Annotated in this window: 19 protein-coding genes; 4 read left to right on the plus strand and 15 right to left on the minus strand. The window is 71.0% G+C overall.

Annotated elements, in window-relative coordinates:
* Positions 1 to 10: 10 nt before the first annotated feature.
* Positions 11 to 370 (minus strand): NADH-quinone oxidoreductase subunit A, encoded by a 360-nt coding sequence (locus ACOKM3_RS19205; protein ID WP_266712909.1) that lies wholly within the window; start codon positions 368 to 370, stop codon positions 11 to 13.
* Between the two features lie 710 nt (positions 371 to 1080).
* Between ACOKM3_RS19205 and ACOKM3_RS19210 the strand changes: the two genes are divergently transcribed.
* The gene (locus tag ACOKM3_RS19210) at positions 1081 to 1911 is read left to right on the plus strand and encodes a C40 family peptidase (RefSeq protein ID WP_426902012.1); all 831 of its coding nucleotides are present in this window, start codon (positions 1081 to 1083) and stop codon (positions 1909 to 1911) included.
* A 206-nt stretch (positions 1912 to 2117) separates the two neighbouring features.
* Here the strand turns inward: ACOKM3_RS19210 and ACOKM3_RS19215 are convergent, their stop codons facing one another.
* Together ACOKM3_RS19215 and ACOKM3_RS19220 are read right to left on the minus strand one after the other, a co-directional pair.
* Positions 2118 to 2444, minus strand: coding sequence for a putative quinol monooxygenase (locus tag ACOKM3_RS19215; protein ID WP_426902014.1), 327 nt, complete (start codon positions 2442 to 2444; stop codon positions 2118 to 2120).
* A gap of 60 nt (positions 2445 to 2504) precedes the next feature.
* Positions 2505 to 3806 carry a geranylgeranyl reductase family protein gene (locus tag ACOKM3_RS19220; protein WP_426902016.1) on the minus strand — a complete coding sequence of 434 codons (1302 nt, stop codon included), beginning with the start codon at positions 3804 to 3806 and terminating at the stop codon, positions 2505 to 2507.
* A 96-nt stretch (positions 3807 to 3902) separates the two neighbouring features.
* Between ACOKM3_RS19220 and ACOKM3_RS19225 the strand changes: the two genes are divergently transcribed.
* Complete coding sequence (locus tag ACOKM3_RS19225) at positions 3903 to 4406, plus strand: GNAT family N-acetyltransferase (RefSeq protein WP_328632670.1); 504 nt, start codon at positions 3903 to 3905, stop codon at positions 4404 to 4406.
* Between the two features lie 397 nt (positions 4407 to 4803).
* The gene (locus ACOKM3_RS19230) at positions 4804 to 5157 is read left to right on the plus strand and encodes a PASTA domain-containing protein (RefSeq protein WP_426906832.1); all 354 of its coding nucleotides are present in this window, start codon (positions 4804 to 4806) and stop codon (positions 5155 to 5157) included.
* Positions 5158 to 5200: 43 nt separating this feature from the next.
* Here the strand turns inward: ACOKM3_RS19230 and ACOKM3_RS19235 are convergent, their stop codons facing one another.
* The 6 genes from ACOKM3_RS19235 to ACOKM3_RS19260 all read right to left on the minus strand — a co-directional run bounded on the left by ACOKM3_RS19235 (position 5201) and on the right by ACOKM3_RS19260 (position 11833).
* Positions 5201 to 5896 carry a demethylmenaquinone methyltransferase gene (locus ACOKM3_RS19235; protein ID WP_266712899.1) on the minus strand — a complete coding sequence of 232 codons (696 nt, stop codon included), beginning with the start codon at positions 5894 to 5896 and terminating at the stop codon, positions 5201 to 5203.
* A 566-nt stretch (positions 5897 to 6462) separates the two neighbouring features.
* Positions 6463 to 7095, minus strand: a complete 633-nt coding sequence (locus ACOKM3_RS19240) for a hypothetical protein (protein ID WP_426902019.1) — start codon at positions 7093 to 7095, stop codon at positions 6463 to 6465.
* A gap of 7 nt (positions 7096 to 7102) precedes the next feature.
* Positions 7103 to 8302 (minus strand): cyclic dehypoxanthinyl futalosine synthase, encoded by a 1200-nt coding sequence (gene mqnC, locus ACOKM3_RS19245; RefSeq protein ID WP_426902021.1) that lies wholly within the window; start codon positions 8300 to 8302, stop codon positions 7103 to 7105.
* Positions 8303 to 8380: 78 nt separating this feature from the next.
* Complete coding sequence (locus ACOKM3_RS19250) at positions 8381 to 9094, minus strand: prepilin peptidase (RefSeq protein WP_426902023.1); 714 nt, start codon at positions 9092 to 9094, stop codon at positions 8381 to 8383.
* 33 nt (positions 9095 to 9127) lie between these two features.
* On the minus strand, positions 9128 to 10765 hold the full coding sequence (locus ACOKM3_RS19255) for a serine/threonine-protein kinase (protein WP_426902025.1): 1638 nt from the start codon (positions 10763 to 10765) through the stop codon (positions 9128 to 9130).
* A gap of 216 nt (positions 10766 to 10981) precedes the next feature.
* Positions 10982 to 11833: a menaquinone biosynthetic enzyme MqnA/MqnD family protein gene (locus tag ACOKM3_RS19260; protein WP_426906833.1), complete on the minus strand. Its 852-nt coding sequence runs from the start codon at positions 11831 to 11833 to the stop codon at positions 10982 to 10984.
* A 312-nt stretch (positions 11834 to 12145) separates the two neighbouring features.
* Here ACOKM3_RS19260 and ACOKM3_RS19265 point away from each other — a divergent pair, with 312 nt between their 5' ends.
* Entirely contained in the window at positions 12146 to 12349 is a 204-nt protein-coding gene (locus ACOKM3_RS19265) for a cold-shock protein (RefSeq protein ID WP_003998944.1), read from the plus strand.
* Positions 12350 to 12449: 100 nt separating this feature from the next.
* Here ACOKM3_RS19265 and ACOKM3_RS19270 read toward each other — a convergent pair whose 3' ends face one another.
* From ACOKM3_RS19270 to ACOKM3_RS19295, 6 genes are read right to left on the minus strand one after another with little or no spacing between them, the layout of a single operon-like run.
* Complete coding sequence (locus ACOKM3_RS19270) at positions 12450 to 13265, minus strand: ABC transporter ATP-binding protein (protein WP_426902027.1); 816 nt, start codon at positions 13263 to 13265, stop codon at positions 12450 to 12452.
* Entirely contained in the window at positions 13262 to 14248 is a 987-nt protein-coding gene (locus tag ACOKM3_RS19275) for an ABC transporter ATP-binding protein (protein ID WP_426902029.1), read from the minus strand. The genes ACOKM3_RS19270 and ACOKM3_RS19275 overlap by 4 nt, the downstream gene beginning before the upstream one ends.
* A complete protein-coding gene (locus ACOKM3_RS19280; RefSeq protein ID WP_426902031.1) occupies positions 14245 to 15090 on the minus strand; it encodes an ABC transporter permease in 846 nt (281 codons plus the stop codon). Before ACOKM3_RS19280 ends, ACOKM3_RS19275 begins: the two co-directional genes overlap by 4 nt.
* The gene (locus ACOKM3_RS19285) at positions 15087 to 16076 is read right to left on the minus strand and encodes an ABC transporter permease (protein ID WP_426902033.1); all 990 of its coding nucleotides are present in this window, start codon (positions 16074 to 16076) and stop codon (positions 15087 to 15089) included. Before ACOKM3_RS19285 ends, ACOKM3_RS19280 begins: the two co-directional genes overlap by 4 nt.
* An 8-nt stretch (positions 16077 to 16084) precedes the next feature.
* Positions 16085 to 17749 (minus strand): ABC transporter substrate-binding protein, encoded by a 1665-nt coding sequence (locus ACOKM3_RS19290; RefSeq protein WP_426902035.1) that lies wholly within the window; start codon positions 17747 to 17749, stop codon positions 16085 to 16087.
* Positions 17746 to 18903 carry a C45 family autoproteolytic acyltransferase/hydolase gene (locus tag ACOKM3_RS19295; RefSeq protein ID WP_426902037.1) on the minus strand — a complete coding sequence of 386 codons (1158 nt, stop codon included), beginning with the start codon at positions 18901 to 18903 and terminating at the stop codon, positions 17746 to 17748. Before ACOKM3_RS19295 ends, ACOKM3_RS19290 begins: the two co-directional genes overlap by 4 nt.
* Between the last annotated feature and the right edge of the window lie 102 nt (positions 18904 to 19005).

Below are 19005 nucleotides of genomic sequence, written 5' to 3' on the forward strand. Positions count from 1 at the left end.
TATACGGGGCTCAGTCCCATTCCAGGCCGCCGCGCCGCCATACGTACGCGTACGCGACGAAGACGGTGAGCACGAAGAGCAGCATCTCTACGAGCCCGAACACCCCCAGGGCGTCGAAGGTGACGGCCCAGGGGTAGAGAAAGACGATCTCGATGTCGAAGACGATGAAGAGCATCGCCGTCAGGTAGTACTTGATGGGGAAGCGCCCGCCACCGGCCGGCGTGGGGGTGGGCTCGATCCCGCACTCATAGGCCTCGAGCTTGGCCCGGTTGTACCGCTTCGGGCCGGTCAGGGAGGCCATGATCACGGAGAAGATCGCAAAGCCTGCCCCGAGGGCTCCCAGTACGAGGATGGGCGCATAGGCGTTCACCGCTCCTCGCTCCTCTCAGTCGGCACTGACTGCTGGCGGTTGCATGAGCTCGCGCCCCGCCTCCCACGTCCTGCGAACAGTCGAAGATCGCCTACATGTGAAGCGGGTCACAAGCCCAACTTGCCCCGCATCCTATGCCTGCAACTCTGTGATCTGCGACACGGGGTGCGCCAACTACTTTGTGATCTCCACCACCTGACGAAGGATCATGAAGTCGGATGAGCGGTGATCTTCACACGCGAAGCACCTGAGTGATCACCAGTGGTGACAACTTGGTGCGTTACCCCTGGTCGCAGGGGTGCGCCCACTATCAAGACGTGGAGACTGCAAGCAAATTGGTGCTGGACGCACTTGGCTGATAGTGGACGCCGTTCACACGTTGGTGGGACGAGCGTGAATGGAAGTGGACGCGAGATGTGTCCATCGCGTGTGCATCGCATCCCCTAGGGGTCCACTTGTGACCTGCATCACGCAGCCGTCACACCGTCAGAAACCGGGCTTGGCCAACCGCCTCAACGGGTGGTAAGCGTGGGGCAATTCGGGCGTATCGCGGAAAACCCATGCTCAGGGCCTCGCGGAGGGCTGTCCGCTTTGCCCGTTACGGCGTCAATAAAGCCTGTCGGGCCGGGGTTTCACCCCCGCGCTTCACAACTGTGGCGCACCACACGTTTCTTGAAGGGATCGGGGAGGCCCTGATACCGGTTGGTCTCATGTCCCACACCGCTCACATACCCAGCCACCGGAAGCCCCGTCGCAGCGCCTCGAAGATGGCCCTGCGCGCCGGAGTTACCGGTGGCGTCCTCAGCACCCTGGCAGTCGCTGGTGCGGCTGGTTCGGCCAACGCCGCCGAGCCGGTGACGCAGACCATGGAGATGCCCACGCTCACCACCGACCTGTCCTCGCAGGTCGCCCAGTCCGCGGACGCCACCCAGCAGGCCGCGGCGAACTACCAGGTCCAGGCCGAGCGCCAGGCCGCCTTCGACAAGGCCGCGGACCAGGCGAAGAAGGACCAGGTCGCCGCCGAGAAGAAGGCCGAGGCCAAGAAGAAGGCCGAAGCGAAGGCCAAGGCCGAGGCCGCCGCCAAGCGCGAGGCCGCCGAGAAGGCCGCCGCCTCCCGCTCCAGCGAGCGCACCACGCTCCAGGCGACCACCGCGTCCTCCTCCGACGAGGCCCCCGCCCCGGCCAGCGGCTCCGCCGCCGCCGTGGTGTCGTTCGTGAAGTCGCACATCGGCGACGCCTACGTGTCCGGTGGCACGGGTCCCAGCTCCTGGGACTGCTCGGGTCTGGTGCAGGCCGCGTACAAGCAGGCCGGTGTCGACCTGCCGCGCGTCTCGCAGGACCAGTCCACGCAGGGCACCCAGGTCGGCCTGGACAACCTCCAGCCGGGCGACATCCTGTACTGGGGCGGCTCCGGCAGCGCCTACCACGTCGCGATCTACGTGGGCGGTGGCAACTTCGTCGGCGCGCAGAACTCCTCGACCGGTGTCGTCGAGAAGCCGCTCTCCTACGACCAGCCGACCGGAGCCGTGCGCGTTCTCTGAGCGCCTCTGTGAGGCTCGGGTGAACTCCCGGGCCTACAGGGGACCCTGCGGCCCTCACGGGCCGCACACAGCCGCCTGAAGCCCCTCGGGGCCTTAACGGCGACTCCACAGCGCGCAGGCCGAAGGCCGCCGCTCCCCTCACGGGGTGCGGCGGCCTTCGGTGTATGTCAGGAAAAAACGGGGCACGGTGGCCCCGGAACGGCGGCTCAGGACTGCGGCGACAGCTCGCCCATCTCGCCCCAACCCTCGTTCGGGATATCGGCGTTGATGATCTCCGGGGTGGCGGCGATGAGCGGAGCCATGGCGTCCAGGCCCGCCTTGAAGTGGTCGGAACCGACGTGCGCGGCGCCGGCGTCGCCGTCCCGGAAGCCCTCCAGGAGCACGAACTGGTTCGGGTCCTCGACGCTGCGGGACCAGTCGAAGAAGAGGTTGCCCTCCTCGGCGCGGGTGGCCGCGGTGAACGCGGCGGTCTTCTCCAGCCACGAGTCGGCGTGCTCGGGGCGGACGGTGAACTTCACGGCGATGAAAATCATGGGTCCACCCTGCCCCGAGCCGCCCGGCCCGGCAAAGTCGGGCCGGGCGCGGGGCCCCGGTCAGGCCTTCGGGGCGACCTTGCTCAGTCCGTTGATGATCCGGTCCATCGCGTCGCCGCCGGTCGGGTCCGTCAGGTTCGCGAGCATCTTCAGCGTGAACTTCATCAGCATCGGGTGGGTCAGACCGCGCTGCGTCGCGATCTTCATGATCTTCGGGTTGCCGATCATCTTCACGAAGGCGCGGCCCATCGTGTAGTAGCCGCCGTAGGTGTCCTTGAGGACCTTCGGGTAGCGCTGCAGGGCCAGTTCGCGCTGGGCGTCGGTGGCACGCGCGTGCGCCTGCACGATGACGTCGGCCGCGATCTGGCCGGACTCCATGGCGTACGCGATGCCCTCACCGTTGAACGGGTTGACCAGGCCGCCCGCGTCGCCGACCAGGAGCAGGCCCTTGGTGTAGTGCGGCTGGCGGTTGAAGGCCATGGGGAGGGCGGCGCCGCGGATCGGCATCGTCATGTTGTCCGGGGTGTACCCCCAGTCCTCGGGCATCGACGCGCACCAGGCCTTGAGGACCTCGCGCCAGTCCAACTCGCGGAAGGCCTTCGAGGAGTTGAGGATACCGAGGCCGACGTTGGACGTGCCGTCGCCCATGCCGAAGATCCATCCGTAACCGGGAAGGAGGCGGTCCTCGGCGCCGCGCCGGTCCCACAGCTCCAGCCAGGACTCCAGGTAGTCGTCGTCGTGGCGCGGGGACGTGAAGTACGTACGGACGGCGACGCCCATGGGGCGGTCCTCGCGGCGGTGCAGGCCCATGGCGAGGGAGAGGCGGGTCGAGTTGCCGTCGGCGGCGACGACGAGCGGCGCGTGGAAGGTCACCTCGCGCTTCTCCTCGCCCAGCTTCGCGTGCACGCCGGTGATGCGGCCGGTGCGATCGTCGGTGATCGGTGCGCCGACGTTGCACCGCTCGTACAGGCGGGCGCCCGCCTTCTGGGCCTGGCGCGCGAGCTGCTCGTCGAAGTCGTCGCGCTTGCGAACCAGACCGTAGTCCGGGTACGAGGCGAGGTCGGGCCAGTCGAGCTGGAGGCGGACGCCGCCGCCGATGATGCGCAGGCCCTTGTTGCGCAGCCAGCCGGCCTCCTCGGAGATGTCGATCCCCATGGAGACGAGCTGCTTCGTGGCGCGCGGGGTGAGGCCGTCGCCGCACACCTTTTCACGCGGGAACGCCGTCTTCTCCAGCAACAGGACGTCGAGGCCGGCCTTGGCGAGGTAGTAGGCGGTGGTCGAACCGGCGGGTCCGGCCCCGACGACGATCACGTCCGCGCTGTGCTCAGCGTTGTCGGCGAGTCGCTTGAGCTGCTCGGTCACGGCGGGTTCTCCCCAGGCTCGAAAACGGTGTGCCGTCCGGCACGGACATGGGCAGTCTATTCAGCGACCGTGACCACTCAGCCGAAGGGCCAGCCCATGAGTCGAGTTCTGCCCGCCGTGGATCTGCGCGTCCCCACCCATGAGGACGCGCTCGCCTGGCACAGGGTGTTCGACCACCCCGATGTCATGGAGTTCCACGGAGGCGCGTCGGCGGAGCTCTCCGTGTACGAGGAGCTGACCGCGCGGCAGCGCAGGCACGAGGCGGAGCACGGTTTCTGCCTGTGGACGATGACCGACGGCGCGGGGGACGTCATCGGGTTCACGGGCGCGCAGCCCTGGGAGCGGGAGTGGGGGCCCACCGGCGAGATCGAGATCGGCTGGCGGCTCGGGCGGGCGTACTGGGGGCAGGGGTACGCGACGGCGGCGGCGGGCCTGACGCTGGATCACGTACGGGCGGCGGGCCTGCGCAGCGTCGTCGCGATGGTCGACGCCCGCAACGAGCGCTCGATCGCGGTGACCCGGCGGCTCGGCATGGAGCTGGCCGAGACGTTCGTGACGCCGACCGGGAAGAAGGGGCACTGCTTCCGCCTGGAGCTGTGAGTCCGGGCGGGGATCTGGGTCCGGGCGGGGCTCTGGGGCCGCTCGGGGCTCTGGGGCCGCTCGGGGCTCTGGGGCCGGTCCCGGCTCTGGGTCCGGACTCGGCTCTGGGGCCGCCCGGAGCTCTGGGGCCGCCCGGAGCTCTGGGGCCGCCCGGAGGTCTGGGTCCGCCCGCGGCTCTGGATCCGCCCGGGGCTCTGAGTCCGGTCCCGGCTCTGGGGCCGGACCCGGCTCTGGGGCCGCCCGGGGCTCTGGGGCCGGTCCCGCTTCTGGGGCCGGTCCCGGCTCTGGGGCCTCCCGGAGCCGGGACCGGAACCTTCCGGACACCACATCCCAAGGGCTATCCTCCCGGTACCTCCTGGGGGTGACATCTGTGGTGAAGACACCCAAGACGCCCAAGATGCCGGATGCCGGGCCGCCGGACGTGCCCGTGCCGAAGCTCGTCGGGCTGATGGCGGTCGACGCGCGGCAGGCGGCGCGTGAGCACGGCGTGCTGATCGCGGCGGCGGACCGGGACGACTTCGACCGGGTAGCGGTGGAGTACGTGGTGCGCCAGTACCCGCTGCCCGGCGTCGAGGTGCCGCGGGACGCCGTCGTCACGGTCTGGTTCGACTTCGGGGAGGGCGAGGGTGGGGGCGGCGCGGGCGTGCGGGTGCCGCGGGCGCCGGGGCCGCGGGGCGGCGGGATGCGCAGGGAACTCGGCGAGCCGGAGGAGCCGCCGGCGCGTACGGGGTCGTTCAGTCCGTGTCGGTAGGCCGCCGGGGGGCGGGCTGCTTGAACCCTGTGCCCCTCTCGCGTCACGCCTTCTTGTAGCCGCGGTGCAGCGTGACGATGCCGCCGGTGAGGTCCCGCCAGGCCACCTGCTGCCAGCCGACGTTCTGCATCAGCGTCGCCAACTCGGGCTGCGTGGGCCAGGCGCGGATGGACTCGGCGAGATAGACGTACGCGTCCGGGTTCGAGGACACCGCGCGCGCGACCGGCGGCAGGGCGCGCATCAGGTACTCCGTGTACACGGTGCGGAAGGGGGCCCACGTCGGGTGGCTGAACTCGCAGATGACGACGCGGCCGCCCGGCTTGGTGACGCGGTGCATCTCGCTCAGCGCGGCCTCGGTCTCCTGGATGTTGCGCAGCCCGAAGGAGATCGTCACGGCGTCGAACGTGTCGTCCTTGAACGGCAGTTTCGTGCCGTCGCCCGCCGTGAACGGCATCCACGGGTGGCGCTGCTTGCCCACGCGCAGCATGCCGAGGGAGAAGTCGCAGGGCACGACGTAGGCGCCGGCCTGCGCGAAGGGCTGCGAGGAGGTGGCGGTGCCGGCGGCGAGGTCGAGGACCTTCTGCGCGGGGCGGGCGTCGACGGCCCTGGCGACCTCCTTGCGCCACAGCCGGGTCTGTCCCAGGGACAGCACGTCGTTGGTGAGGTCGTACTTCTCCGCCACGTCGTCGAACATCGAGGCGACTTCGTGGGGCTGCTTGTCCAGGGATGCACGGGTCACTTGGCCATTGTGGCAGGCGGTCCCCGGTCACCGTCGGACGGTACCGGGGCCGCCCGCGGACCGCGCCGGGGCCGACGCCCACCGTCCTGCTCACGCGGCACCGGGGCGCCGCCTTGCCCACCCTGCCGCCCCAGGCGGCAGATTGCCCAAGGCGCGTGCGGTCGACCGCGACGGGCGGGGAGCCGCGGCCGGCGGAGGTTGCCCAAGGCGAAGGCGGTCGACCGCAACGGGCGGGGAGCCGTGTCGGCGGCAGATTGCCCAAGGGGGGCGCCCCTTGCCGTCTCGGGTGGGGAGACGTGGCTGGGGGATCGCCCAAGTCGGGTGTGGCACCCCGTCGGGCCGACGCCCCTGGAGGGGGCGGGCGGTGGGAGATGGGCGGGAGCCGGGCGATCGCCTGCGAGTGGACGGGTCGTCCAAGCCCCTGCGGAGGGTGGGCATTTCCAGCCCCGCCGGCGCTTGAGGCGCGGGGTCCGGGGCGGAGCCCCGTGGCGTAGGACCGGCCGTGGTCCAGGCGGAGCCCCGTGGCGTAGGGCCGGACGGGGCCAGGGCAGCGCCCCGTGGCCCGGCTACCGGACCCGGTACACCAAGCGGCCCGCGACCACCGTCGCCACGCACGTGGACGCCCCCTTGGCCACGAGCTCCGCGCGGTCCGCGACGTCGAAGACCGCGAAGCGCGCCGCCCCGCCCACCGCCAGCGCAGGCAACAGCACCATCGGCCTCGGGGACAGGGACACCGGCCCCGGCAGCCGCTCGGGCCGGCCGCCGAACGCGAGCCCGGAGCGCCGGGCCACCTCGAGGACCGCCTTGGAGCGCAGCTCGCCCGCGAGGGCCACCGTCCCGTGCGCGAACAGCCGCTGCACGCCCCGCCGGGCACTCGCACCCAGCCGGGACGGATCGGCGCGGAAGATCTCCCGCGCCCGTTCGCCCCCGATCGGCACCGTCCCGTACGTGTCCGCCTCACGCGGATCCGGGTGGTACGTGTGCTCGAGGATCTCGGGACCGTACGGGTTGAGGAGACCCGGCGTCAGGATGCCGGGCCAGCGCCGCACCCGCGCCTGCAATGGGGTCTCCCCTGCTCGAGCGGAGCCGAGAGCTTGGGGAAGCGCGTCGGCCAGCTCCTCGTACGGTCCGAGCGCCTTGACGGACTCGCCCTCGACGAGAACGGAGAACCCGTCGCCGTCGACGTGAAGTGTCAGCAAGACGCGCTCAGTTGGTGGAGACGAGCTTCAGCTCGGGGTGAGCCGTCCCGCCGTCGATCGCCGTCGACGAGATGTGCGAGGTGACGCGGTCGTCGACCGGGTCGTTCGCCGGGTCGTCGTGCACGACGAGGTGCTCGTAGGTCGTGGCGCGCTGCGCGGGGACGCGGCCCGCCTTGCGGATCAGCTCGATGATCTCCATGCGGTTGGAGCGGTGCTTGGCACCGGCGGAGGACACGACGTTCTCCTCCAGCATGATCGAGCCGAGGTCGTCGGCTCCGTAGTGCAGCGACAGCTGGCCGACCTCCTTGCCGGTGGTCAGCCACGAACCCTGGATGTGCTGGACGTTGTCCAGGAAGATCCGGGCGATCGCGATCATCCGCAGGTACTCGAAGAGCGTCGCCTGCGTGCGGCCCTTCAGGTGGTTGTTCTCCGGCTGGTACGTGTACGGGATGAAGGCGCGGAAGCCACCCGTCTTGTCCTGGGTGTCGCGGATCATGCGCAGGTGCTCGATGCGCTCGGCATTCGTCTCGCCGGTGCCCATGAGCATGGTGGAGGTGGACTCGACACCGAGGCGGTGCGCGGTCTCCATGATCTCCAGCCAGCGCTCGCCGGACTCCTTCAGCGGGGCGATCGCCTTGCGCGGCCGCGCGGGCAGCAGCTCCGCGCCGGCGCCCGCGAAGGAGTCGAGCCCGGCGGCGTGGATGCGCGTGATGGCCTCCTCGACCGACACGCCACTGATCCGCGCCATGTGCTCGACCTCGGAAGCACCCAGGCTGTGGATGACGAGCTCCGGGTACTCCTTCTTGATGGCACCGAAGTGCTTCTCGTAGTACTCGACCCCGTAGTCCGGGTGGTGCCCGCCCTGGAACATGATCTGCGTGCCACCGAGCTCGATGGTCTCGGCGCAGCGGCGCAGGATGTCGTCGAGGTCGCGGCTCCAGCCCTTCTTGGTGTCCTTGGGCGCCGCGTAGAAGGCGCAGAACTTGCACGCCGTGACGCACACGTTCGTGTAGTTGATGTTCCGCTCGATGATGTACGTGGCGATGTGCTCGATGCCCGCGTACTTACGGCGGCGGATCGCGTCGGCGGCGGCGCCGAGCGCGTGCAGCGGGGCGTCGCGGTAGAGGGCGACGGCCTCCTCGGGGGTGATCCGCCCACCGTCGGCGGCGCGGTCGAGGACGGACTGAAGCGCGGCCTTCTCGGTCACCGGGCGAGCCCCTTTCGGAGGATTCTGCCGAGTCCGAGCCGGAATCTCGACGAGTCTGAGCTGAAATCTCAGCGTACGTCAGGCCCCCAGGCCACCCAGCAGAACCCCCGCGAGGGCGCCCAGAATCATGAAGGGGCCGAAAGGGATCTCGCTCTTGCGCCCCGCCCGCCGCGCGACGACGAGCACCAGGGCGTACAGGCCGTTGAACAGCACCCCGGCGAACGCCCCCAGGAACAGCACGCCCCACCCGTACCAGCCGAGCGCCGCGCCGAGCCCCACCGCCAGCTTCACGTCCCCGAAGCCCATCCCCTTCGGGTAGGCGAGCAGAAGCAGCAGATATCCGCCGCCGAGCCCGAGCGCGCCCCACAGCGCGCCGCTGAACGATCCGCCGGCCTCCGGCAGCAGCGCCGCCCCGCCGAGCGCGAGCAGGGTGAGCCCGGCGAGCGGCAGCGTGAGCACGTCCGGCAGCCGCTTCACCGCGAAGTCGACGGTGGCCAGGAGCACGCCGAGCGGCGCGAGCAGCAGCCACGCGCCGAGTTCGGGGCGGGTGCCGGTGGCGACGGCGAGCAGCGCGCAGACGAGCGCGGTGACGACGGCGAGCCCGGGCGCGCTCGGCCCCGGCAGGGCCCCCAGCCAGCCGCGGGCCGGGCGCCACGGCTCCCCCGGTTCGACGGACAGCCGGTACGCGGGCCGCGGCAGGAGCAGCCCGCAGGCCGCGCCCCACAGTGCGGCGAGCGCGACCAGCACGACCGGAGCACCGGCCTCGGTGGCGATCAGTACGTCCCCCTGCACCACGTTCCCCTGTCCCCTGTCCCCCGCGCCGTCTCAGCCGCTCTTGACCCGGTCGAGGTCCGCCGTGGGATTCCCGGCGGCCGGGTACTGCGAGGTGTACTCGAGGGACGCGCCGTGCCGGGTGAGGCGCACGGTGTGCGGGCCGGTCGCGCAGGTGCCCGGGTTGCCGGGTGCGGCCTTGCCGTCGGCGACCAGTGCCCTGTCGTCGGCGGACGTCAGGGTGAGTACGTCGACGCACTGGATGCCCAGTGGGTCCGTCGACGTCACCCTGCCGACCTGCTTGCCGGCCCGGGCCTGCTTCAGGTCGACGCGGAACGTGCCGAAGGAGACCCCCGCCTGTTTCGCCGGCCCGTTCCACGACCCCACGTAGAACTTCGGGACACCCGGTGCCTTCGACGCGGCGGACGCGGTGGGCCTGGCGTCGCTCGCGCTGCCCTGGTCACCGCCGCCGTCGCCCGGCAGCACGTTGAGCAGGACGACGCCGCCGACGGTCACCGCCGCCAGCGCGCCCGCCACGGAGAGCGCCAGCGTGCAACTGACCCGGCGGCCCCGGCCGTTCGGCTTGTCGGGGGACGAGGTCGCCGTCACGGACATCGACAGACGCCCCGGCACGGCGTCCCGCGGCGCCCCCTCGGTGGGTGCCCCCTCCGTACGAGGCGTGGGCACGGACGCGTACGCGGGATCCGGCGGCCCGAAGACACCTGCGGGACCCGAATTCCCGGACACCGCAGGGCTGCTGAACTCCGTCGGACCCGAGTGCGGGACGTCGGCCGGTGTGCCCTCCAGGTCCAGGAGCCGTACCGCGCCGCGCGAGACCTCCTCCACCATCGGGCCCGGCAGCCACCCCGCCTGCACGAGACGCGCCGCGCCCTCCGGGGCGAGGCGCCGGGCGACCTCCTCGGGGGTGGGTCGCGCGGCCGGGTCCTTCGAGAGGCAGGCCGCGGCGACCTCGCGCAGCTCCCCGGCCAGCGAGCCCAGTTCGGGCTGCTCGTGGACGACCTTGTAGAGGAGCGCGGCCGACGAGTCACCGGGAAAGGGGGACGACCCCGACGCCGCGTACACGAGGACCGCGCCGAGCGAGAAGACGTCCGCGGCGCCCGTGACGGCCTTGCCGAGGATCTGCTCGGGCGACATGTAGCCGGGCGAGCCGATGGAGACGCCGGTGGAGGTGAGCGAGGCCGTCCCGTCGGTGGCGCGGGCGATGCCGAAGTCGATGAGCCGCGGCCCGTCCAGGGTCAGCAGCACGTTCGAGGGTTTTACGTCGCGGTGCACGAGCCCCAGGCCGTGCACCGCCGCGAGCGCCTCGGCGAGGCCGGCCCCCAGGACCCGTACGGAGTGCTCGGGCAGGCCCACGCCGTCGCCCGCGGCCTGGGTGAGCGAGGGGCCCGCGACGTATCCCGTCGCGACCCACGGCACCTCGGCGTCCGGGTCGGCGTCGAGCACCGGCGCCGTCCAGGCGCCGCCCACCTTGCGGGCCGCCTGCACCTCACGCTTGAAGCGCGCCCGGAATTCGTCGTCGAGCGCGAAGTGCGGGTGCACGATCTTCACGGCGACGGTGCGCCCTCCGGCGCTGCGGCCCAGATACACCCGGCCCATGCCGCCCGAACCGATCCTGCCGAGCAACCGGTAGGGCCCCACAGCCGTGGGTTCGCCGGTCTGAAGCGGCTGCATGATGCGGACCTCCCCCAATGTGCACGCACGCACCAGCAGCGTAGCCCCGCGCATCACCCGCGCACACGCCTCTCGAACGCACCGGAACGCACCGGAACGCACCGGAACACATCCGGAACACATCGGGACCACAGGGCCGATCACCGTGAATTCATACCGAATTCACCCACCGGCGCGGAATTCCCGTACAAGGTTCCGGGAATCCCGCGCCGGAATTCACGGCGTCAGCAGCTCGACCCGTACATCCGCGGGAAATCCCGTCGTGGGGCCGACCCGCCGCGCGAACTCCGTGACGCCTTCCAGCTGCGCGGGCCCGAAGCGGAAGTCGAGCGTCGTGAAGTACTCCTCGAGGATCTTCTCGTCGAAGACCTCCCAGCGCGCCGCCTGCTCGGCGACCTTGGTGACCTCCTCCAGGGAGAGGTCGCGCGAGGCCAGGAACGCCTCGTGCACCTTCTGGGTGATCTCCGGCTCGCGCTCCACGTACTCCTTGCGCCCCGCCCACACCGCGAAGACGAACGGCAGCCCCGTCCACTCCTTCCACAGCGCGCCCAGGTCGTGCACCTGGAGGCCGAGCCGCGGGGCGTCGTGCAGATTGGCCCGCAGCGCCGCGTCCCCGATGAGCACGGCCGCCTCCGCGTCCTGCATCATCAGGCCCAGGTCGGGCGGGCACGTGTAGTAGTCGGGCTGTACGCCGAAGCGCTCGGCCAGCAGCAGCTGCGCCAGCCTGACCGACGTACGGGAGGTGGACCCGAGGGCCACGCGCCGGCCGTCGAGCTGGTCGAGGGGGACCTGCGAGACGATCACGCAGGACATCACGGGGCCGTCGCAGCCCACGGCGAGATTCGGGAACGCGACGAGGTCGTCGGCCGCCTTGAGGAACTCGACGAGGGTGATGGGACCGATGTCGAGGTCACCGTTCACCAGCTGCTCGCTCAGCTTCTCCGGCGTGTCCTTCGTCAGCTCGAAGTCCAGGAGCGAGCCCGTCCTGGCAAGCCCCCAGTACAGGGGCATGCAGTTCAGGAACTGGATGTGGCCCACTCGCGGACGGGTGCGCCGCGCGGCCTTCATGGTCTCGGGAGAATTGTCCACATCGCGACACTAAACCCCATGCGGTACGGTGCAGGATCCGGGTCAGCCACGTCCTCGGGTCAACCCTCACCGGGACCCCTTCAAACCTGCGGGTGACGTGATCTTGCCCTCTATTGCATTCGGCTGCCTGCGTGCTAGGCTCGCCGCAAGTTGCAGTTTGGTTTCCCTTGCAGTACAGAGCCTGCGGAGCATGTGACCGCGGGCTCTCGTCGTTTTCAGACTTTTGCAGTTGTTCGCAAGTGCATTTGCAGGTTCTGGAGCAGGGCGACCCTATGGCCCATAGGAGGGCTTATGGCTACCGGAACCGTGAAGTGGTTCAACGCTGAAAAGGGCTTTGGCTTCATTGCCCAGGAAGGCGGCGGCCCGGACGTGTTCGTCCACTACTCCGCGATCAACGCAAGCGGCTTCCGCTCCCTCGAGGAGAACCAGGCCGTGAGCTTCGACGTCACGCAGGGCCCGAAGGGCCCGCAGGCGGAGAACGTCACCCCCGTCTGATCGTTCGCGATCACACGGTGGTAGTTGCCGTGATCTGATCCGGAACCTAGCGCAGTACCCAAGGAGCCCCGCGCCTTATGGCAGCGGGGCTCCTGCCTTTTTACGCGAGTGCGGCGCGGGTGGCGACCGCGTCCGCCGGATCCCAGCCACGACCCGGCACCGAGGCGAGCAGCAGCCTTGTGTACGGGTCGGTGGGCTCGCTCAGGACGCGGTGCGTGGGCCCCCGTTCGACCACCTTGCCGCGCCGCATCACCAGGACCTCGTCCGTGACGTGCTGGACGACGGCCAGGTCGTGGCTGACGAAGACCAGGGCCACTCCGGTGTCCCGGCGGATCTCGTCGAGGAGCCGCAGGATCTGCGCCTGGATGGAGACGTCGAGCGCGGCGACGGCCTCGTCGAGGACGAGGACGCGGGGGTCGACGGCGAGGGCGCGGGCGATGGCGAGGCGTTGGCGCTGGCCGCCGGAGAGGTGGCGGGGGCGGGCCGCGGCCTCCCGCTCCCCCAGGCCCACCTGGTCGAGGAGTTCCGCGGCGGTGGATTCGTCGCGGCCGTGCAGGTGGAGGGCCGAGCGGAGGCATTGTTCCGCGGTGAGGCGGGGGTCCAGGGAGACGTAGGGGTCCTGGAACACCATCTGGATCTGGCGGGCTCGGGCGAGGCGGGGCGCCTTGCCGCGGGGTTGTTTGCCGGTGCGTGGGGTGCCGTCGACCTTGATCGTGCCGTGGTCCGGGCGGACGAGGCCGACGAGCATGCGGGCGACGGTGGTCTTCCCGGAACCGGACTCGCCGACGATTCCCATCGCCCCGCCGGGGGTGAGGTCGAACGTGATCCCCTCCGCGGCGATGTGGCTGCCGCCACCGGGTAGCGGGTACGTCTTACGGAGGTCCGTGACCTCCAGGAGCGGTGCTTGCGTGGTCACTTGGGGCCCGTCCCCTCGTTGTCGTTGCGCGGCACCAGATCAAGCCCCGCCGGCGATTGAGGCGCGGTGCGGCGGCACGTGGCTGAGCCGCCATCCGGCAGAGGACGTGGAGCCGGGTGCCACGTGGCGCACGCGTCGTCCGCCTCACCGCACCGGTCAACGAAGGGGCAACCCGCGAACGTGTCCGAAAGGGACGGTGGGCGGCCCGGGATCGGGGACAGGGGGCCGGGCTCGTCCAGCGTCGGGGAGCAGGCCAGGAGACCCCGGGTGTACGGGTGGGCCGGAGCCGTGAACAGGGCGTTCGCCGTCCGGTGTTCCACCACGCGGCCCGCGTACATGACGTGGACCCGGTCGCAGTAGGCCGCCGCCAGATGCAGGTCGTGCGTGATGAAGAGGAGGCCGGCGCCCCGGGACTCCCGGGCCTTGCGGAGCTGCGTGAGGATCTCCGCCTGGGTCGTGACGTCGAGCGCGCTCGTCGCCTCGTCGGCGAGGAGGAGCCGGGGCCGGGCCGCCAACGCGCCCGCGATGACGACACGTTGGAGCATCCCGCCCGAGAGTTCGTGCGGGCGTTGGCGCAGGTGTCGGGCGGGGTCGGGCAGGCCGACTGCCGCGAGCAGGTCCAGCGCCGCTTCCTTCGTCGCGCCGCGTTCCGTCAGGAAGTCGCCGATGCGGCGGACCGGGTTCAGGGCGGCGCGGGGGTCCTGGTGGATCATCGCGACCGTGGCCGACCTGTGCCGCCGCAACTCCTCACCGCTCAGCGACAGCACGTCCGCGCCGTCGACCCGCACCGTCCCCGTGGTGGTCGACCCCTCCGGCAGCAGCCCGAGCGCCGCCTTCGCCGTCGTCGACTTGCCCGAGCCCGACTCCCCCACCAGGCCGACGACTTCGCCCTCGGCGACGTTCAGGGAGACCGAGTCGAGGAGGGGGCGGGCGGCGCCGGGGACCGTGACCGTGAGGTCCTCGATCGAGAGCAGTTTCGTCATCGGTCCTGCTTTCCGAGGCGGTCGGCGGCCCACACACCGACGACGTTGAAGGAGACGACGACCAGGGCGATGGCCGTGCCGGGGACCATGGCGGGGAGGAGCGCGCCCTGCACGATCGCCGCCTGGCCCTCCTGGACCATCAACCCCCAGTCGGAGGACGGCGGTTGGGCGCCGAAGCCCAGGTAGGAGAGGGTCGCGAGCGACATCAGGGCCTCGCCGAAGAGGACGACCAGGTAGCCGAGGATCGACCGGCCGAGGTTCGGGACCAGGTGCAGCGCGCAGATCCGGGCGCCGCCCATGCCCTGGATCCGGTACGCGTCGACGTACGGCTTGCGGGCCTCGGACAGCGCGAGGGAGCGCGTGTACTTGGCGATGGTCGGGGTGAAGGCGAGGCCGAGGGCGAGGATCGCCGTCGTCATGCCGGCGCCGAACACCGCGATGATCAGGACGGTGAAGAGCAGGCCGGGGAACGCGTACATCACGTCCGTGAGACGGGAGACGAGCGTGTCCACCCAGCCGCCGCGCCACGCGGCGAGCACCCCGAGCGTGACGCCGAGCGCCGCCGCCACCGCGAGCAGCGCGACCGGTGCGACGAGGCTGGACCGGGCGCCGTAGAGCACGCGGGAGAGCAGGTCCTGGCCGGAGGAGTCGGTGCCGAGGAGGTGCTCGGCGCCGGTGCCGACGAGGGAGGCGGAGAGGTCGATGGTGTCGGGTGCGTAGGGCGCGAGCAGGGGCGCGGCGAGCGCCGCGAGCACGACGAGCGCGAGCACCGCTCCGGCGAGCGTGACGCCGAGGGGGCGCCGCTTGGTGCCGACCGGGGTCAGCGTGAGGGCCGCCGTCATGCGTGGGCCTCCTTCACTCTCGGGTCCAGGAGGGGGTGCACGAGGTCGACGAGCGTCGTCACGACCACGTATCCGGTGACCATCAGCAGCAGGACGGCCTGGGCGACCGGGAAGTCGTGGGTGTTGATCGCGCCCACGAGCAGCGAGCCGATGCCGCTGATGCCGAAGGCCGTCTCGACGACGACCGTGCCGGCGAGCATGCCCGCCATGACCAGGCCGCACATGGTGACGATGGGCCCGAGCGCGTTGCGCAGGACGTGCCGTCGGACGATCTCGCGCTCGGGGACGCCGGAGGCGCGGGCCGCCTCGACGTGGTCGGACGCGGCGGCGTCCGCCATGGCCTGCCGGGTGACGCGGCTGATGATGGCGAGCGCGCCGAGTGCGAGGGAGACCGCGGGCAGCGTGAGGTGGTGGAGCGTGCCCGCCAAGCCATCACCGGAGCCCGTCACCGGGAACCAGCCGAGCTGCACGCCGAACAGCGAGACCAGCGCGATCGCGGCCACGAACGAGGGCACGGACGCGGCGAGCGTCGTGCCGCCGACCACCGCCGAGTCGACCCATGTGGAGCGCCGCACCGCCGCGAGAATCCCGGCGCCGACCCCGAGGATCACGTACAACACCGTTGCGTACGCGACGAGTTCGAGGGTGGTGGCGAGGCGGGAGGAGATCAGGTCCGCGACCTGGTCGCCGTATTTGAAGGAGCGGCCGAGGTCGAGGTGGACGGTGTCCCACAGCCAGCGGCCGTACTGGACGACGAGCGGTTCGTCGAGGTGGTACTGGGCGCGGACCTGGGCGAGACGTTCGGGGGTCAGCTTGTCGCGGCCGCCCGCGAGGAAGACCGCGGGGTCGCCGGGCGCCGCGTACACGGCGGCGAAGATGACGAACGACGCGGCGACGAGCGTCGCGACAAGACCGGCCAGGCGGCGTGAGAGGTGCGTCAGCGCACGCAGGGGAAGCGAACTCAGGGGCGTGGGAAGCAGCTTCATGACGCCGATCACCCCTTCCGCGCGCCGAGTTGGGCGGCCCACGGGTAGTAGAGGTACGCCTGGGAGGCGGTCGGGCCGGTCAGCTTCTTGTCGAGGACGAGGATCGTGGGCACCTGCGCGACCGGGACCCACACCGCGGATGCGACGAAGGTGTGCTGGACGTCGACGGCGAGCTTCGCGCGGGCCGCGTCGTCGAGGGTGCCGAGCGCCTGCTTGACCTGCCGGTCGTACGTGGCGTCCTTGAAGCCGACCCAGTTGTTCGGGGAGTCGGAGAGCCCGTTGTCGTAGAAGCCCATCGGGTCGGCCTTGGAGATGTACCAGTCGCCCACGAGCACGTCGATGTCGGCGCGGGCCGTCGGGTCGCTGTAGAACTCCTCGAACTGGGCCGTCGGCACCGTCTTGATCTCCGCGCGGATTCCGACGCGCTGGAGGGCGGCGCGGGTGGCGTTCGCGACGACGGTGCGGCCCTGGCTCGCGTCGGTGCCGATGACGACGGGGCCGGTGGGGGCGCCGGCCTCCTTGACGAGCTTCTTGGCGCGGGCGATGTCGGAGGCGGTGGGCGAGGCGGGCGCGAGGCGGTTCAACTTCTTCTGCGCGGCGGCGAATTCACCCTTCTCGTAGCCCCAGGCGCCCGAGCCGACCGGTGACGCCCACGGCTGCACCAGGCCGCCGTAGCCGGAGTCGGCTATGCCCCTGCGGTCGAGGGAGAGCGAGAGGGCGCGGCGGATCTTCGGGTCCGTGAGGCCGCCGCGGTCGGTGGGGATGAGGGCGAGGGACGCGGTCGAGGGGCCGTAGTACTGCCCCAGGTCCTTGTCCGCGCGCAGCGCCGCCGCCGTGTTCGGGGCCTCCGCGTACGCGCCGTCGGCAGCGCCCGTCTTGAGCGCGTTGACCAGCGCGCTGTCGGAGGCCCAGCGGAAGACGACCTCGCGGGTGAGGGGCTTCTTGCCCCAGTAGTCGTCGTAGGCGCGGATCGTGATCGAGTCACCGGACTTCCAGCGGGCGAGTTCGTAGGGTCCCGAGCAGGCGTCCGGGTGTCCCGGCGTGCCGAACTCCGTGCCCGCCTTGGTGACTTGCTTCTTGTTCCAGACGATGCCCGCGTCGCCGGCCATGGCCTTGAGGAACATGGCGTCGGGTTCCTTGAAGGTGACGGTGACGCGGTGCGCGCCCGTCTTCTTCATCGAGGTGACGTTGCCGAACTCGTCGGACTGTTCCATGTCCTTGGAGGCGTGCCGCTTCAGCGACCAGAGCACGTCGTCTGCGGTCAGCTTCGTGCCGTCGTGGAACGTGACGCCGTCGCGGACGGTGAAGGTCATCTTCCGTCCGCCGTCGGAGGTTTCGGTCTTCTCGGCGAGCTGCGGCTTCGTCGTCATGTCGGGCTGGAGCTGGTAGAGGCGCTCGCAGACGTTGGTGAGGACGACGCGGCCCGCGCTGGTGCCCTGCGCGTCGAGGTCGAGGGAGTCGGGCTCGTCCTCCAGGAGCCAATTCGCCTTCTTTACGGGGCTGTTGGCGGCGGGAGTGGTGGCGTCGAGCTTGAGGTCGGCGGCGGGCGTGCCACCGGCTTCGCCCTCGGGGCGGTCGGCGCCCGCGCAGCCGGTGGTGGCGAGGAGGGCGGCCGTGGCGAGCAGGGCCGCTGCCACTTTTGCGGGCCGCGCTCTTCGGGGCTTCGTCGTCATCGGGCGTCTCCGTACGGGCCGTCGTAGAGGTTCCAGGGCAGGTGCTGGTAGTCGCGGTCGCAGGGGGTGCCGGCGGTGACGTGGTAGTCGCCGGTCGTCAGGTCGACGCAGGAGGAGACGAGCGTCATCCAGTGCTTGACCTCGGGCTTTCGGGCGTCGGGGTGGGTGCACAGGGATTCGGGCAGGCCCAGGTGGTCCGACATCGCCTGCTTGATCAGCTTGCGGGACTCGTCGGGGCCGCCGGACTCCCGCAGCGCGGCGAGGCCTTGTTCGGCGCGGGGGACGCGGACCAGGGAGTCGGAGGACATCGGGCGGTAGTCGGCGGCGAGGGCCGCGGGGACGCCCGCCTGGTAGTGGTTGCCGTGCACGAGCAGGCCGTTCGTCGGGTGCAGCCAGCCGATGCCCGCCGGGGTCGTCTCCAGGTCGATCGCGAAGCCCTCGCGGCAGGTCAGCAGGGCGTTGCTGGCGATGTGGGCGCGGGTGCGGCACAGGATGTCGAGGGCGTCGGTGACGGTGTGGGTGTCGAGGACGCTGCGGCGGATGACGGTCTGCGGGAGGCCGATCGCCTCGCTGAACCGGCCGCCGAGGCCGTTGGCGTTGAGCGCGATTCCGGCGGAGTTGGCGCCCTGGCGGCCGATCTGGCCCGCCTCCACCTGCATGATCACGGTGGGCTTGGGCGGCTGCTCGATCCGGATCATGACGACGGTGTCGGCGACGCCTGCCCGCCAGTCCCAGTTCTGCCCGGCCCAGACGTGGCCGTCGCCGCTGGCCTCGCCGTACGCGGCGAAGGAGGTGCAGCCCTCGGCGGGCTCTTCCGGTTCCTCCTTGGCGGCGGCCATGTCCTTGAACGAGCGGTCGTAGATGACCTCGCCGCGGGCGTTGAGCGCGAGGACGTCCAGGACGTCGACGCCCGCGCCGTCGGCGATCCCCCGCATCTCGTCGAGGAGCTCGGGGGCGTACGAGCGCACCGGCTCCAGCCAGCGGGCCGCGCGGGCGGTGACCCGGTCCCAGGTCAGGCCGGCCGACTGGCCGAAGGCCTGCTCGTAGTAGCCGATGGCGGCGTCCAGTTGGGGCCTGACGGCCTCGCCGTACTGGCGGCCGCGCTCCAGGGGGGTGCCGCTGATGCCGATGACCGGGAGGGTCCGGGGTGCCATGGTGCGGGGTGCCATTGTTCTCCTCGCCACGGAGAGGGTCCGTCTCCCGAAACCGTGCTGTAACGTCGATTACGAGATGCTCTCCACTTGGAATGCGTTGCC

This window comes from Streptomyces nidicola, from assembly GCF_050106155.1.
Classification (GTDB): Bacteria; Actinomycetota; Actinomycetes; order Streptomycetales; family Streptomycetaceae; genus Streptomyces.

Bases quoted from the DNA above. Each gene is read 5' to 3' on its own strand.
- ACOKM3_RS19210 (WP_426902012.1), top strand. From the start codon at position 1,081: ATGTCCCACACCGCTCACATACCCAGCCACCGGAAGCCCCGTCGCAGC.
- ACOKM3_RS19215 (WP_426902014.1), bottom strand. From the start codon at position 2,444: ATGATTTTCATCGCCGTGAAGTTCACCGTCCGCCCCGAGCACGCCGAC.
- ACOKM3_RS19225 (WP_328632670.1), top strand. From the start codon at position 3,903: ATGAGTCGAGTTCTGCCCGCCGTGGATCTGCGCGTCCCCACCCATGAG.
- ACOKM3_RS19230 (WP_426906832.1), top strand. From the start codon at position 4,804: ATGCCGGATGCCGGGCCGCCGGACGTGCCCGTGCCGAAGCTCGTCGGG.
- ACOKM3_RS19255 (WP_426902025.1), bottom strand. From the start codon at position 10,765: ATGCAGCCGCTTCAGACCGGCGAACCCACGGCTGTGGGGCCCTACCGG.
- ACOKM3_RS19260 (WP_426906833.1), bottom strand. From the start codon at position 11,833: ATGAAGGCCGCGCGGCGCACCCGTCCGCGAGTGGGCCACATCCAGTTC.
- ACOKM3_RS19265 (WP_003998944.1), top strand. From the start codon at position 12,146: ATGGCTACCGGAACCGTGAAGTGGTTCAACGCTGAAAAGGGCTTTGGC.
- ACOKM3_RS19275 (WP_426902029.1), bottom strand. From the start codon at position 14,248: ATGACGAAACTGCTCTCGATCGAGGACCTCACGGTCACGGTCCCCGGC.
- ACOKM3_RS19280 (WP_426902031.1), bottom strand. From the start codon at position 15,090: ATGACGGCGGCCCTCACGCTGACCCCGGTCGGCACCAAGCGGCGCCCC.
- ACOKM3_RS19285 (WP_426902033.1), bottom strand. From the start codon at position 16,076: ATGAAGCTGCTTCCCACGCCCCTGAGTTCGCTTCCCCTGCGTGCGCTG.
- ACOKM3_RS19290 (WP_426902035.1), bottom strand. From the start codon at position 17,749: ATGACGACGAAGCCCCGAAGAGCGCGGCCCGCAAAAGTGGCAGCGGCC.
- ACOKM3_RS19295 (WP_426902037.1), bottom strand. From the start codon at position 18,903: ATGGCACCCCGGACCCTCCCGGTCATCGGCATCAGCGGCACCCCCCTG.